We start from the raw sequence: 14,003 nt of genomic DNA, 5'->3' as shown, positions 1-14,003 counted from the left end.
ACTCCATGATTACTTTAGGTAGTCCGATGTGGGTCGGACGCGACATCCATCCACCTGAGAGGTGTGCCATGCGTTTCCCCCTCACGGCGCGACGCGGCCTGCCGGCCGCCGCCCTGCTCGCCCTCGCCGCCCCCCTGATGGCGCCCACCGGCGCCGACGCCGCGTCCGCGGGCCGGCTGCATCCCTCCGAACGGGGAAGGATCCTGACGCTTCATGACAAGTGTCTGGACGTCCGCGGCGGTGACTCCGCCGACGGCACCCCGATCATCCAGTACCGGTGCCACGACGGCGCCAACCAGACGTTCCGGCTGGTGGCCACCGAGCGCAACCGCTACCAGATCCGCACCCTGCACAACAAGTGCCTGGACGTCAGCGGCAGGAGCAGCGCGGACGGCGCCGCGATCATCCAGTACCGGTGCCGCGGCACGGCCAACCAGACGTTCCGGCTGCTGCCGGTCGGCTCCGGCCGGTACGAGGTGCGCACCCTGCACCGCAAGTGCCTGGACGTGCCCGGCCTGAGCGCCTCCGACGGCACCCCGATCGTGCAGTACCGCTGCAACGGCGGGGCCAACCAGCGGTTCAGCTTCGAGCGCGTCTAGCCTCCGCGCCGCCGTGCATCCGGGCGCCGCACACCCGGGCGGCGCCCGTCCGGACGGCGTGCACCCGCCGTCGCCCGACCGGCGGGGCGGGGTCGCGTGCCCCCGCCCCGCCGGCCCGGGTCGGTCGTCGCGGCCGGTCGTCGAGGCCGGCTGGCGCGGTCAGTCGTTGTCCATGCCCCAGCGGGTGCGCAGGGCGCGGTCGGCGACGCCGAACAGCTGGTCGATGACGATCCCGATGATCAGAATGACGATCATGTAGGAGATCATGTCCGCGGTGTTGTTCAGCTCGCGGGCCTGCGACAGCAGCACGCCCAGCGAGGTGGTGTCGCCGATGATCACCAGCAGCTCGCCCGCCATCAGGCTGCGCCAGGCGAACGCCCAGCCCTGCTTGAGCCCGGCCACGAACGACGGCAGCGAGGCCGGCAGGATCAGATGCCGGTACAGCAGCAGCCCGCGCAGGCCGAGCACCTTGCCGGCGCGCAGCAGGATCGGCGGGGTGTAGTCGACGCCGGCGATCAGCCCGTTGGCGATGGACGGCGAGGCGCCCAGCACCACCACGAACAGGATCGCGCTCTCGCTGAGCTGGAACAGCAGGATGGCCAGCGGGAACCAGGAGATCGACGGCATCGTCTGCAGCCCGGTGATCATCGATCCGAACGCGCGGCGCAGGATGCGGAACTGCGACACCAGCGCGCCGATCAGCACGCCGATCACGATGGACAGCGCGAACCCGATCACCGCCCGCCGCATGGTCAGCGCGACGGCCTCCCAGAACCGGCCGCTGGTGATCTGGTCCCAGAACACCGGCAGGGTGTCGGCGGGGCCGGGCAGCACCCACGGGTCCTTCCACCCGCTCCACACCACCGCCTGCCAGAACGCCAGCGCGATCGCCACGGCGGTGATCATCGGCCAGGCCGCCGACCACAGCCGCGACAGCGGGCCGCGCCGGGCGCCGGCGGCCAGCTCCAGCGCGTCCAGCCCGGTGATCTGCCGCCGCAGCGCCGGGTCGTCGGCCGGATCGGGCACGTTCTTGCGGGTCTCAACCGCCATGACGGCCGACCTCCTCACGCAGCCGGTCGGTGATCTTGCCGGCCAGCGCCGCCACGGGGGCGGCGTCGATGCGGCGGGGGCGTTCGATGTCGACCGGGAACTCCTCCACGACCTTGCCGGGGCGGCTGCTGAGCAGCACCACCCGGTCGCCGAGCCGCACGGCCTCGCGCACGTTGTGGGTGACGAACAGCACGGTCAGCCCGCGTTCGCGCCAGATCCGCTCGATCTCGTCGTGCAGCAGGTCGCGGGTCATCGCGTCCAGGGCGCCGAACGGCTCGTCCATCAGCAGCAGCGTGCCCTGCCCGCCGTCGCCGTCGGCCACCGTCAGGGCGAGCGCGCGGGCCAGCGCGACCCGCTGGCGCATGCCGCCCGACAGCTGGTGCGGGCGCTTCTTCTCGAACCCGCTCAGGTGCACCGAGGCCAGCAGCGCCGAGGCCCGCTCGCGCCGCTCCGCCCGCGGCACCCCGCGCATCTTCAGGGCCAGCTCGATGTTGGCGCTGACGGTCAGCCACGGGAACAGCGCCGGCTCCTGGAACATCAGCGCGACCCGCGCGCCGCCGGTGTCGATGCTGCCCGAGGTCGGCTGCTCCAGGTCGGCGACCAGGTTGAGCAGGGTGCTCTTGCCGCAGCCGGACGCGCCCAGCAGGCACACGAACTCGCCGGGCGCCACGTCCAGGGAGACGCCGTCGAGCGCGAGCAGGGCCGCGTCACCGGTTCCGAACGCTTTGGACACGCCACTCAGCCGGACCGCCGCGGGCGCGGGGGTCCGGCTGGGCGCGGCCGTGACGGCCTCTGTCATCTGTCGCTGACCTGTGCCTTTCCGCTCGCCTTGAGCACCTCGTTGAGCGGCCCGAGGTCGTAGATTCCGTCCAGGTTCACCGGCTCCAGCAGGCCGACCTCCTCGGCATGCCGGGCGCCCTGGACCAGCGAGGAGGCGACCGGGTCCACGGTGAAGGTGATCTCCTTGAAGGAGGCGTCGAGGATCTCCTGCTTGAGCGGCTTCCCGCTGAGCTTGGCGAGCTGCTCGTTGACGGCCTTCTTGGCCTCTTCGGGGTTGCTGTTGATCAGGTCGGTGGTCTCGACCACGGCCTGCAGCAGCTTCTTGACCTGCTCGGGGTGCTCCTTGGCGTAGTCCTGCCGGACGATCAGGTTGGTCACCACGAACTTGCCGCCGGGCCACAGCGACGCCTCGTTCAGCAGCCGCTTGCCCTTGCTCTCCAGGATCAGCCGGGAGGCGTGCGGCTCGGGCACCCAGGCGCCGTCGATGGTGCCCTGCGCGAAGGTCTGCAGGGTCTGCGAGTTCTCCTGCGGGACGACCTTGACATCGCCGCTGCCGTCCTTGTTGGCGGTCAGGCCCTGGCTCTTGAGGTAGTGGCGCAGCGCCACATCCTGGGTGTTGCCGAGCTGCGGCGTGGCGATCTTCTTGCCGCGCAGGTCCTGGATGGACTTGATCTCCGGCTTGACCACCAGCGACGCCCCGCCGGAGGCGGCACCCGAGATGACCTTGATGGCCTTGCCCTGCGACCTGGCCCAGGCGTTGATGGTCGGGTTCGGACCGATGAAGGTGGCGTCCACCGCGCCGGAGAACACCGCCTCGACCGCGGACGGGCCGGCGTTGAAGGTGGAGGTGCGCGGCGCGGTGCCCAGGTGCTTGGCGAAGATGCCGCGCTGCACGCCGACCAGGGCGGTGGCGTGGGTGATGTTGGGGAAGTATCCGAGCCGCAGCGGTTCCTGCGCCCCGCCGGAGCCGCCGCTGTCGTCGTCGCCACCACAGGCGCCGAGCGTCCCGGCGCCGAGCAGCACGGCCAGCGCGGCCGCGGCGAGCCGACGGGGCAGCCCCCGGAGTGACGAACGATGTGTGCGACGCATGTCCAAGATCCCTACTAAATAAGTGGGTTTGACCTGGACAGTAGATAAGCTGGGTAATGCTTTCGTCAAGTCTCGGGCGCGGGACGCGTGCGTCACACTCGGCCTTTCCCGGCCACCCCCGTGTCCGTTGGAGGATGAACAGAGGGCATCGATAGGCTCAGGGGGCAAGTCGACCGCACCGTAGATCAGGGGAGATGCCCGTGTCGTCGATCGAGGCCGTCCTCGCCCGGGAGATCCTGGACTCTCGCGGCAACCCGACCGTCGAGGTCGAGGTGCTGCTCGCCGACGGGACCGAGGCGCGTGCCGCGGTGCCCAGCGGCGCGTCCACCGGCCAGTTCGAGGCCGTCGAGCTGCGCGACGGCGGTGAGCGCTACGGCGGCAAAGGCGTCCGGAACGCGGTCAAGGCCGTCAACGAGACCATCGACGAGAAGCTCGTCGGCCTCCCCGCCGCCGACCAGCGGCTCATCGACCAGCTGCTGATCGACCTGGACGGCACGCCCGGCAAGTCCAAGCTGGGCGCCAACGCCGTCCTCGGCGTCAGCCTGGCGGTGGCCAAGGCCGCCGCCGAGTCGGCCGGGCTGCCGCTGTTCCGCTACGTCGGCGGGCCCAACGCGCACCTGCTGCCGGTGCCGATGATGAACATCCTCAACGGCGGCGCGCACGCCGACACCAACGTCGACGTGCAGGAGTTCATGATCGCCCCGATCGGCGCCGGCACCTTCGCCGAGGCGCTGCGCTGGGGCGCCGAGACCTACCACGCCCTCAAGGCCGTGCTCAAGGGCCGCGGCCTGGCCACCGGCCTGGGCGACGAGGGCGGCTTCGCCCCCGACCTGCCCAGCAACCGCGAGGCGCTGGACCTGATCATGGAGGCGATCGGCCGGGCCGGGTTCACCCCGGGCCGCGACATCGCGCTCGCCCTGGACGTGGCCGCCACCGAGTTCCACGCCGACGGCGTCTACGCCTTCGAGGGCGGCAAGCGGTCGGCCGACGAGATGGCCGCCTACTACGGCGAGCTGCTGGCGTCCTACCCGCTGGTGTCCATCGAGGACCCGCTCGGCGAGGAGGACTGGGACGGCTGGAAGGCCCTCACCGAATCCGTCGGCGACAAGGTGCAGCTGGTCGGCGACGACCTGTTCGTCACCAACCCCGAGCGGCTGGCCCGCGGCATCGAGGCCCGCACCGCCAACGCGCTGCTGGTCAAGGTCAACCAGATCGGCACCCTCACCGAGACCCTGGACGCGGTGTCGCTCGCCCAGACCAGCGGCTACCGCTGCATGATGAGCCACCGCTCCGGCGAGACCGAGGACACCACCATCGCCGACCTGGCCGTGGCGACCAACTGCGGCCAGATCAAGACCGGCGCGCCCGCCCGCAGCGACCGCGTCGCCAAGTACAACCAGCTGCTGCGCATCGAGGAGCTGCTCGACGACGCCGCGCGCTACGCCGGCGCCGCCGCCTTCCCGCGCTTCTCCTGGGAGGGCTGAGCGCGGACGGGAGGCTGCGGTGGCCCGCCGGCGGGACGACGAGGGCGGCGAGGAGCGCGCGCGCCCCGGCCGCAGGGGCGGCACGGCACTGACCGGCCGTGCCGCCATCCTGGCGGTCGTCATGTGCGCCATCGCGCTCAGCCTGGCCTACCCGGTGCGCGAGTACGTCGCGCAGCGCCAGGAGATCGCCCAGCTCAAGCAGCAGGAGCGGGTCGCCCGCCGCGAGGTGGCCCAGCTCGAAGAGCGCAAGCGGCAGCTCGGCGACAAGGCGTACATTGAGCGCGAGGCCAAGCGGCGCCTGCACTACTGCATGCCGGGGGAGCGCTGCTACATCGTCCTGGACGGTGGCGGCGGCGAGCGGCAGCAGTCCAAGCCCGCCGACGCCGCGCGCAAGGAGCCGTGGTACGTCACGCTGTGGCGGTCGGTCGAGGAGGCCGACCGCCCGCGCTGAGCCCGGGGGGCGGGCCGGGCGTGACGCCCTCGGCGAGGGGAGACGCTGGGGGGGGACTCGGTGGGGGAGAAGGAGATCGACGAACGCGACCGGGCCGCGGTGGCGGCCCAGCTGCGGCGCGAGCCGCGCGGCCTGCGCCGGGTGGCCTACCGCTGCCCCTGCGGCCTGCCCGCCGTGATCGAGACGGCGCCGCGCCTGCCGGACGGCACGCCGTTCCCCACGCTGTTCTACCTGACCTGCCCGAAGGCGGCCTCGGCCATCGGCACCCTGGAGGGCAGCGGGGTCATGCGGACCATGCAGGCGCGGCTGGCCGACGAGCCGGGGCTGCGCGCCGAGTACGCCGCCGCCCACGACGACTACCTGCGGCGCCGCGACGAGGCGGCGCGCGACGAGGGCATCGAGCCCCTCCCGCCCGGCACGCAGAGCGCGGGCGGCATGCCCGAACGGGTCAAATGCCTGCACGCCCTGGTCGCGCACGAGCTGGCCGTCCCGGGCGCCAACCCGTTCGGCCGCGAGGCCCTGGCGGCGCTGCCCGAATGGTGGCGCGCCGGCCCCTGCGTGACCTGCGCGGCGCCCGGCAAGCCGCGCGAGCGGGCCGCGAACCGGGCCGCCGGTGCGGTGCCCGAGCCGGCCGAACAGGACGACATGGAAGGCAGTGATCAGTGACACGCGTCGCCGCCATCGACTGCGGGACCAACTCGGTCCGCCTGCTGATCGCCGACGTCGTGCCCGGCGGGCCGTCCGGCGAGGGCACCCTGACCGACGTGGAGCGCCTCATGCGGATCGTGCGCCTCGGCGAGGGCGTCGACCGCACCGGCCGCCTGGCGCCCGAGGCCCTGGCGCGCACGTTCGAGGCGATGCGCGGCTACCAGGAGCTCATCGAGCGGCACGGCGCCGAGAAGGTGCGCGTGGTGGCCACCAGCGCGACCCGCGACGCGGCCAACCGCGACGAGTTCACCGCCGGCGTCGTCGACATCTTCGGCGTGGTCCCGGAGGTGGTCACCGGCGACGAGGAGGCCGCGCTGTCGTTCACCGGCGCCACCCGCGAGCTGGCGGCGCTGCGCCCCGCCCGGCCCTACCTGGTGGTCGACATCGGCGGCGGGTCCACCGAGTTCGTCCTGGGCGGCTCGACCGTGCAGGCGGCCCGGTCGGTCGACATCGGCTGCGTGCGGATGACCGAGCGGCACCTGCGCGACGGCGACCCGCCCTCGCCCGAGCAGATCAGCGCGGCCGCCGCCGACATCGACGCCGCCCTGGACGCGGTGCGCCAGAGCGTCCCGGTGGACGAGGCGCGCACCCTGGTCGGGCTGGCGGGCTCGGTCACCACGGTCGCCGGCATCGCGCTCGACCTGCCGGAGTACGACTCGTCCCGCATCCACGGGTCGCGCATCACCGCCGCGCAGGTGCACGAGGTGACCCGCGGCCTGCTGCACGCCACCCGCGCCGAACGCGCGGCCATCGGCGTCATGCACCCCGGCCGGGTCGATGTGATCGGCGCGGGCGCGCTCATCCTGGACCGGATCATGCGCGAGTACGGCTTCGGCGCCGTCGTGGTCAGCGAGCACGACATCCTCGACGGCATCGCCTGGTCCCTCGCCTAGCTCCGGGCGGGCGGCTGGTAGCGGGCGGGCCGCAGGGCGGCGAGCAGCTCGGGGATCAGCACGGCGTTCGGGTTCTGCCGGGGCACGTAGAGGGTGGGCGTACCGCCGTCGGACCGCTGGATCCACACCCGGCCGCCGTCGGTCACCGCGCCGGAGATCTCCGCCCAGCCCAGCGACACGCGGGTGCCGCGCACCCCGCCCGGATGCACGGTCAGGCCCTCGGCGACGTCCACCGGGTGGCCCGCGTGCACCCGTCCGGCCAGCTCGGCCACCAGGCGGAGCTCGGCGCGGCGGCGGCACCGCTCGACCAGCCGCGTCCAGATCGCCTCGGTCTCCCGCTCGGGGAACAGCGTGGAGTCGAGCACCACCTCGACGCGCGGCCCGCCGCGGAACGGGTGCCGCCCGGCCTGGAAGGCCCAGGCGACGGCGGGCGCCGCCCCCGGCCCGGCGGGAACGTCGGCCGTCCAGTGGGCCACCCACTCCACCTGGGACCAGGCCAGCACGTCGGAGCCGTAGGCGAGCACATCGTCGTCGGCGTGCAGCAGGACGCCGCGCACGTTCACGTCCAAGGGAGCGGAGGGGGCCGCCCACCCGCTCGGGAAGGCCCCGTAGGGGCGCGCCGGCCCCGGCGTCTCGGGATCGACGTGGCGGGTCCAGTTCTGCCCGTCCCACCAGCGCAGGCTCGCGGTGCCATAGGGGTCGGGATACCAGCCTGGTTGCGACAAGGCATGCCTCCGCGTCTCACGGCCGCGCCGGACACCGCCTCCCCGACCGGCGTGTCGCATCGTACCGAGACCGGCCGCCCCGGCGGCGTATCGGGGCGGCGTGCCCCGCATGGCAGGATCGTGCCATGACCAGCCCGCACACCCCGGGCGGAGATTCATCCCCCCGAGCCCGATTCGTCCCTCCGGGAACGGGATGGCCGGAGGATCCCGCCGCCCCCGGCACCCCCGTCGCGCACACCGCGCAGGAGGTCGCCGAACTGGCGGCCACGGCGCCCGACCTCGCCGAACTGTGCGCCCGCCAGTCGGTGTGCCGCGCCTGCGACCGGCTCGTCGAGTGGCGCGAACGCGTCGCGGTCGAACGGCGCCGCGCGTTCGCCGACCAGGAGTACTGGGGACGGCCGGTGCCGGGATGGGGCGACCCGCGGCCGCGCCTGCTCATCGTCGGCCTGGCCCCGGCCGCGCACGGCGGCAACCGCACCGGGCGGATCTTCACCGGCGACCGGTCCGGCGACTGGCTGTTCGCGTCCCTGCACCGCGTCGGCCTGGCCGCGCTGCCCACCAGCGTCCACGCGGGCGACGGGCAGCGGCTGCAGGGTGCGCGGGTGGCCGCAACCGTGCGCTGCGCCCCGCCCGGCAACCGGCCCACCCCCGCCGAACGCGCCGCCTGCCTGCCGTGGCTGGCGCGCGAGGTCGCCGAGACGGCGCCCACCGTCCGCTGCATCGTCGCGCTCGGCGGATACGCCTGGCAGGGCGTGTGGCCCGCGCTCGCGCAGGCCGGCTACGGGCTGCCCCGCCCGCGTCCGCCGTTCGGGCACGGCGCGCGGGTCGAACTCGGCCCGCCGGGAGGCGAGGGACCGGCCGTCACGCTGCTCGGCTGCTACCACCCCAGCCAGCAGAACACCTTCACCGGCCGGGTCACCGCGGAGATGCTGGACGCGGTGTTCACCGAGGCCCGGTCGCTGGCCGGGCTCTGACCACCGGGCTCCGACCACCGGCTCCGACCATTGGGCCCCGAACTCCCGCCGGCGCCGAACCCGCGAGAACGCGCATCGGGCAGAGTCGCCCCCGTTGGACTCTGCCCGATGCCGCGCGAACCGCCCGTGTGGGCGTTACATCCGTGTAGATGCTCGAATGGGGCCCGAGGTTCGGACTGTCGCGACTGCCGTTCCGGATCGCGTGATCTGAACAGATCCGTGGGTACCGCTGCCGTATGTCTGCTCTGTCTATCCCGGACGGTGCCAAGCGGATCGTCATCGTCGGCGGCGGCTACGTCGGCATGTACACCGCGCTGCGGCTGCAACGCAGGTTGCGGGCACGGCTGCGGCGGCACGAGGTCGTCATCACGGTGATCAACCCGCACTCCTACATGACCTACCAGCCGTTCCTGCCGGAGGCCGCCGCCGGGAACCTGGAACCGCGGCACGTGGTCGCGCCGCTGCGCAAGATCCTGCGGCGGTGCCGGATCGTGACCGGCAACGTCACCGAGATCTCCCATGCCCGGCGGTGCGTGACGGTCAGCCCGGTCGGCGCGGAGACCGTCCCGGACGGCGTGCTCGAACTGCCCTACGACTACCTCGTGGTGGCCGCCGGATCGATCTCCCGCACCCTGCCCATCCCCGGGCTGGCCGAATGCGGCGTCGGCTTCAAGACGGTCGAGGAAGCGATCTTCCTGCGCAACCACGTGCTGCGCCAGCTGGACATCGCCGCGTCCGTGCGCGACCCGAGGGCCCGCCAGCGCGCGCTGACCTTCGTGTTCGTCGGCGGCGGCTTCGCGGGCGTGGAGGCGCTCGGCGAACTGGAGGACATGGCCAGCGACGCCTGCCGCTGGTACCACGGGCTGGACCCCCGGGAGATGCGCTGGATCCTCGTCGAGGCCACCGACCGCATCCTGCCCGAGGTCGGCCCCGAGATGGGCCGCTGGACGATCGAGGCGCTGCGCCGCCGCGGCATCGAGGTCCGGCTGAAGACGCTGCTGAAGTCCGCCGAGGACCACCACATCGTGCTCAGCGACGGCGAGGAGTTCGACGCCGGGACCCTGGTGTGGACGGCGGGCGTCAAACCGCACCCGGTCGTGCGCGACAGCGACCTGCCCGTCGACGAAAAAGGCCGACTGAAGGCCACCGCCGAACTCACCGTCGAGGGCGTGCCGCACGTCTACACCGCGGGCGACAACGCCGCCGTCCCCGACCTGACCTCGGTGGGCGACTACACCGCGCCCAACGCCCAGCACGCGGTGCGGCAGGCCAAGCGGCTGGCCGACAACATCGTCGCCGACCTGCGCGGGGCGCCGCGCAAGCCGTACATTCACCGGTACGTCGGCTCGGTGGCCGGGCTCGGCCTGCACAAGGGCGTGGCGAACGTCTACGGCATCAAGCTCAAGGGCCGCCTCGCCTGGTTCCTGCACCGGACCTACCATCTGTCTCGAATGCCGACGGTGAACCGTAAAATTCGGATCACCGGCGACTGGACGCTCGCGGCGTTCTTCCGGCGGGAGATCGTCTCGCTCGGCGCGCTGCAGGCTCCGCGCAAGGAGTTCGAGCTGGCGGCCGGTCGACGGCACACCGGGTGAGCGCGGTCCCGCCGGACCGGGCCAGGTCCGCGTCCGGCGATGAGGCACCGTGGGGGGCACTCGGTGACGCGGACGGCACCGGGAGGGGAGGCGCGCCGGGCATGCGCGGTGGACGGTGAGGAACGACGGGGTCGCCGCACGGCTGGCACCGCTGCTGACGCGGATCATGCTGGGGGCGGACGAGGACGGGCAGGCCGCGAACGACCTGCCGATACGGGTACGGGCCTGGGACGGCAGCACCATCGGACCCGCCGGAGCGCCCACCTTCGTCATCCGGCACCGCCGGGCGCTGCGCCGCCTGCTGTGGAAACCCGGCGAGATGGGCCTGGTGCGCGCCTACGTCGCCGGTGAACTGGACATCGAGGGCGACGTGTTCGCCGCGCTCGGCGCCGTGCAGCGGGTCATGCGCAGCGGCGACGAGCCCATCCGGCTCAGCAGCGACGACAAGCGCGAGATCGTGCGCACCGCCGTCACCCTCGGCGCGGTCGGCCCCGAGCCCAAGCCGCCGCCGGAGGAGTTCCCCACCGGCGGCCGCGGCGACGTGGGCGGGCCGCTGCGCGAGTCCGGGGCGTTCTTCGCCCGGCTGCTCGGCCCGAGCATGGCGCACGGCACCGGCCTGTGGGACGAGGCCGTCGACCTGGAGGACGCCCAGCGGGCCGCCCTCGGCCAGGTCGCCGAACGGCTCGGCCTGTTCCCCGGCGCGCGCGTGCTGGACCTCAACTGCGGCTGGGGCGCGCTGACCGTCCCCCTCGCCCGCGACCACGGCGCCCGCGTGGTGGCGCTGGCGCGCTCCCGCGCCCAGGTGGACCACGTCCGCGAACAGGCCGGGGAGGCGGGCGTCACCGACCGCGTCGAGGTGGGCCTGCGCGACGCCGACCTCACCGGCGCGGGCGACGGCCCGTACGACGCCATCGTCGGCCTGGCGGGTCTGGAGACGCTCGACCGCGCCTTCCCCCGGCTGTACGAGCTGCTGGCCCCGGGCGGGCGCCTGCTGGTCCAGCAGGCGGTGCGCCGCCCCGGCCGCCACCGCATCCGCCGCACCTTCACCACCAGCTACATGTTCCCCGAGGACGGGGAGCTGCGGCCGCTCGCCGAGCTGGTCGGCGCGCTGGAGGAGGCGGGCCTTGAGGTGCGCGGCGTCGGCGCGCTGCGCGAGCACCACGCCCGCACGCTGCGGGCCTGGGCGGCGAACCTGCAGCGCCGCTGGGACGAGTGCGCCGAACTGGCCGGCCCCGGCCGGGTCCGGGTGTGGCTGCTCTACCTCGCCGCGTCCGCGCTGGCCTGCGAGAGCGGCCGCGTCGGCGTCCACGAGATCTACGCCATCCGCCGCGACCGCGACGGCCGCGCCGGCACCACCCTGGTGGAGGGACGAGCGGTGATGAGCGGTTGAGCCGTACCTTTTCCTGGTTTGACAGCTTCTGTCCGCAAAACCGGCGGTTTTGTGATCACCCTTGCTGACCAGCGCGTTCCCGCCCGTACCTGGAGGTTTCGGATACGTCTCCGTCCGCTCCGCCCGCGCTTGACGCCAAATGTCGCCCCGCTCGAATATCACCCGCAGAGCATTCGAAGATCCTGGGTATGATGACGCCGCCCCTGTAGCCCAATGGCAGAGGCAGGCTCCCTAAAAGAGCTTATGTGTCGGTTCGAATCCGACCGGGGGCACGAGGCAGGAGACATGTGCTCGCCGAGCCTTGCTCGGCTTCGCCGTGGCCCGCGGTGTTTTCCAGGGGGGCGACCCCCTGAACCCCCGTTGGGGCCGGGGGTGCGTGTGCGGCGCGGTGGCGGATGGCCGTATGAGCGGGGGCCGTGGGGCGGGCGGCTGCGTACGTGGTCCCGGTCCGGCCAGGGGCGGCACGAGTGGTGCCCTGCTCGACGGCGGCAAGACCATGTGGAATGCGGTGTGAAGGGCGGCCAGGTGACACGGGACCGATACCAAGCCGTCATATCCCTGGGGAACATGGGGAATGCCTGTCACGTCTAGACTGATCGAAGAGGTCAGCCACTGTGGAGGCTAGTGATGGAGAGCAGGAACCCGGCCTTCCGGGGCAATGCCTTCGGGCGGCAGATGGGAGGTGGCGGCTACGGCGCGCCACCGCCCCAGCAGGTGTATGACGTGTACAACGCGCCCGGCTACGCGCCGCCCGCACCCGCGGCCACCCGGCCGATGACCATCGACGACGTCGTCGTCCGCGGGTTCCTCACGCTGCTGACGCTGGTGGTCGGGGCCGCGCTGTCGTGGACGCTGGTGCCCGCCGAGCTGGCCATGCCGGTGCTGGCCGTGGCGGTCATCGCCGAGGTGGGCATCTGGGCCTTCATCACCTTCGGGCAGAAGGCCAACGCGCCGCTGGTGCTGGCGTTCGCCGCGGTGTACGGCGTCGCGGTCGGCATCATCAGCCACGCCTACAACGACGTCTACCACGGCGTGGTGTTCCAGGCGGTGATCGGCACCGCGCTGGCGTTCGGGGCGATGCTCGCCGTCCACTCGCTGCGCATCGTCCGCGTCACCCCCAAGTTCGCCCGGTTCGTCTTCGCGGCGGGCCTGGCGCTGGTCGGGCTGATGCTGGTCAACCTGGTCGTCCAGCTGTTCGGCGCCGACGACGGCATCGGCATCCGCGACCCGAGCAACCCGCTGGCCTACGTGTTCAGCGTGGCCGCCATCCTGCTCGGCTGCCTGTTCCTGCTGCTGGACTTCGACTCCATCGAGCAGGGAGTGCGGGCCGGGGCGCCCGAGAAGCTCGCCTGGTACTGCGCGTTCGGGCTGGTGCTCAGCCTCGTGTGGATCTACCTGGAGCTGCTGCGGTTCCTGTCCTACTTCTCAGGCCGCGACTGACCGCGAGAAACGCCCCGTACTTCAGACGAGGATCCGCCCCCGCACCGGCGCGAGCCGGTGCGGGGGCGGACCCGTTACGGGGCGGACTCTGCGTCACGGACCGTGACGCCCGGCGCCACGGTGTGCGGGGGCATTGCTTGGACGGGTCCGTCCCGTCACGCCCGGTCGCCGATATCGGCGGCGCCGACGAAACGAACGTCGTGAGACGCCCGGGCGGCTATGCGGTTGTGTCGGTCCGTCGCGACGACGCGCGGAGTGCGACCTCCCCGGGGAGGTCCTGCAGCGGATTGCGGGGTCCGGTCGGCTCGGCCGGTCGAGTCCTTGCAGCCGGACGGGATTTCTCGGAGGGCGTCCCCTAAAGGGACATGCCGGTCACGGGCGAAGGCGCGGGTGAGCGGAACTCACGGGCGCACGGCCTTGCCCGCGATCAGTAGTGCCGGGCGCGGCGGGTGCGCTCGTGTTCGCGGACGAGGGCGGCGGCGTATCCGTGCGAGATGCCGTGCTCCTCGACGAGCCAGTTGCAGCGTTCCTCGCAGCGCAGGAACGACGGGCCGTTCTCGATGGTGGTGAACCACTCGGGTAGGTCACGACCGGTGACCGCGGGGATGCGGGCGAGCAGCTTGCTGTGCGTCTCCGGCGAGTGGTTCAGGGACAATTGGCACCTCCAGGTCGGCGGGGCTCTTCCTTGGACTGTGCAACACCGCGCCGGAAGTGACAACCCCCTAACGGGGACCTATCGCTGGCGTAACGTAGATCATTTGTAACGTACCGGGCGCGACGCCCGCCGCTGTGCTCGCGGGCGGGCGTCGCGCACCAGCAGATCGT

Annotated in this window: 14 protein-coding genes and 1 tRNA gene; 10 read left to right on the top strand and 5 right to left on the bottom strand. The window is 72.7% G+C overall.

The features are described from left to right. Positions 1–68 precede the first annotated feature (68 nt). Positions 69–599, top strand: a complete 531-nt coding sequence (locus ABD879_RS06300) for an RICIN domain-containing protein (RefSeq protein ID WP_345018341.1) — start codon at positions 69–71, stop codon at positions 597–599. Between the two features lie 159 nt (positions 600–758). On the opposite strand, the gene ABD879_RS06295 is transcribed toward ABD879_RS06300, so the two are convergent. Genes ABD879_RS06295 through ABD879_RS06285 form a run of 3 tightly spaced genes read right to left on the bottom strand, consistent with a single transcriptional unit; the run spans position 759 to position 3,518 of the window. Continuing rightward, complete coding sequence (locus ABD879_RS06295) at positions 759–1,649, bottom strand: ABC transporter permease (protein ID WP_345018339.1); 891 nt, start codon at positions 1,647–1,649, stop codon at positions 759–761. Further along, positions 1,639–2,448 carry an ABC transporter ATP-binding protein gene (locus tag ABD879_RS06290; protein ID WP_345018338.1) on the bottom strand — a complete coding sequence of 270 codons (810 nt, stop codon included), beginning with the start codon at positions 2,446–2,448 and terminating at the stop codon, positions 1,639–1,641. The genes ABD879_RS06295 and ABD879_RS06290 overlap by 11 nt, the downstream gene beginning before the upstream one ends. Further along, on the bottom strand, positions 2,445–3,518 hold the full coding sequence (locus ABD879_RS06285) for an ABC transporter substrate-binding protein (protein WP_345018336.1): 1,074 nt from the start codon (positions 3,516–3,518) through the stop codon (positions 2,445–2,447). The genes ABD879_RS06290 and ABD879_RS06285 overlap by 4 nt, the downstream gene beginning before the upstream one ends. Before the next feature lie 200 nt (positions 3,519–3,718). Between ABD879_RS06285 and eno the strand changes: the two genes are divergently transcribed. Genes eno through ABD879_RS06265 form a run of 4 tightly spaced genes read left to right on the top strand, consistent with a single transcriptional unit; the run spans position 3,719 to position 7,054 of the window. Then, on the top strand, positions 3,719–5,002 hold the full coding sequence (gene eno / locus ABD879_RS06280) for a phosphopyruvate hydratase (protein ID WP_345018334.1): 1,284 nt from the start codon (positions 3,719–3,721) through the stop codon (positions 5,000–5,002). Positions 5,003–5,021: 19 nt separating this feature from the next. After that, positions 5,022–5,453 (top strand): FtsB family cell division protein, encoded by a 432-nt coding sequence (locus ABD879_RS06275; RefSeq protein ID WP_345018332.1) that lies wholly within the window; start codon positions 5,022–5,024, stop codon positions 5,451–5,453. Positions 5,454–5,513: 60 nt separating this feature from the next. Further along, positions 5,514–6,119 carry a DUF501 domain-containing protein gene (locus ABD879_RS06270; protein WP_345018330.1) on the top strand — a complete coding sequence of 202 codons (606 nt, stop codon included), beginning with the start codon at positions 5,514–5,516 and terminating at the stop codon, positions 6,117–6,119. Beyond that, positions 6,116–7,054 carry a Ppx/GppA phosphatase family protein gene (locus ABD879_RS06265; RefSeq protein ID WP_345018328.1) on the top strand — a complete coding sequence of 313 codons (939 nt, stop codon included), beginning with the start codon at positions 6,116–6,118 and terminating at the stop codon, positions 7,052–7,054. The genes ABD879_RS06270 and ABD879_RS06265 overlap by 4 nt, the downstream gene beginning before the upstream one ends. On the opposite strand, the gene ABD879_RS06260 is transcribed toward ABD879_RS06265, so the two are convergent. Beyond that, a complete protein-coding gene (locus tag ABD879_RS06260; RefSeq protein WP_345018326.1) occupies positions 7,051–7,779 on the bottom strand; it encodes a DUF2510 domain-containing protein in 729 nt (242 codons plus the stop codon). The genes ABD879_RS06265 and ABD879_RS06260 overlap by 4 nt on opposite strands. A 125-nt stretch (positions 7,780–7,904) precedes the next feature. Here ABD879_RS06260 and ABD879_RS06255 point away from each other — a divergent pair, with 125 nt between their 5' ends. The 5 genes from ABD879_RS06255 (at position 7,905) to ABD879_RS06235 (ending at position 13,178) form a co-directional block, all read left to right on the top strand. Next, complete coding sequence (locus ABD879_RS06255; RefSeq protein WP_345018324.1) at positions 7,905–8,753, top strand: uracil-DNA glycosylase; 849 nt, start codon at positions 7,905–7,907, stop codon at positions 8,751–8,753. A gap of 236 nt (positions 8,754–8,989) precedes the next feature. Beyond that, positions 8,990–10,348, top strand: a complete 1,359-nt coding sequence (locus ABD879_RS06250; RefSeq protein WP_345018322.1) for an NAD(P)/FAD-dependent oxidoreductase — start codon at positions 8,990–8,992, stop codon at positions 10,346–10,348. Positions 10,349–10,463: 115 nt separating this feature from the next. Further along, positions 10,464–11,738, top strand: a complete 1,275-nt coding sequence (locus tag ABD879_RS06245; RefSeq protein ID WP_345018320.1) for a class I SAM-dependent methyltransferase — start codon at positions 10,464–10,466, stop codon at positions 11,736–11,738. A 199-nt stretch (positions 11,739–11,937) separates the two neighbouring features. Then, positions 11,938–12,010, top strand: a tRNA-Leu gene (locus tag ABD879_RS06240). A 355-nt stretch (positions 12,011–12,365) separates the two neighbouring features. Then, the gene (locus tag ABD879_RS06235; protein WP_345018318.1) at positions 12,366–13,178 is read left to right on the top strand and encodes a Bax inhibitor-1/YccA family protein; all 813 of its coding nucleotides are present in this window, start codon (positions 12,366–12,368) and stop codon (positions 13,176–13,178) included. A 427-nt stretch (positions 13,179–13,605) separates the two neighbouring features. On the opposite strand, the gene ABD879_RS06230 is transcribed toward ABD879_RS06235, so the two are convergent. Further along, positions 13,606–13,833: a DUF4287 domain-containing protein gene (locus ABD879_RS06230; RefSeq protein WP_345018317.1), complete on the bottom strand. Its 228-nt coding sequence runs from the start codon at positions 13,831–13,833 to the stop codon at positions 13,606–13,608. Positions 13,834–14,003 lie beyond the last annotated feature (170 nt).

This window comes from Actinomadura keratinilytica (assembly GCF_039539665.1).
GTDB lineage: Bacteria > Actinomycetota > Actinomycetes > Streptosporangiales > Streptosporangiaceae > Spirillospora > Spirillospora keratinilytica.
Note: the sequence above shows the minus strand (reverse complement) of the source record. Positions and strands in the feature narration are given on the sequence as shown.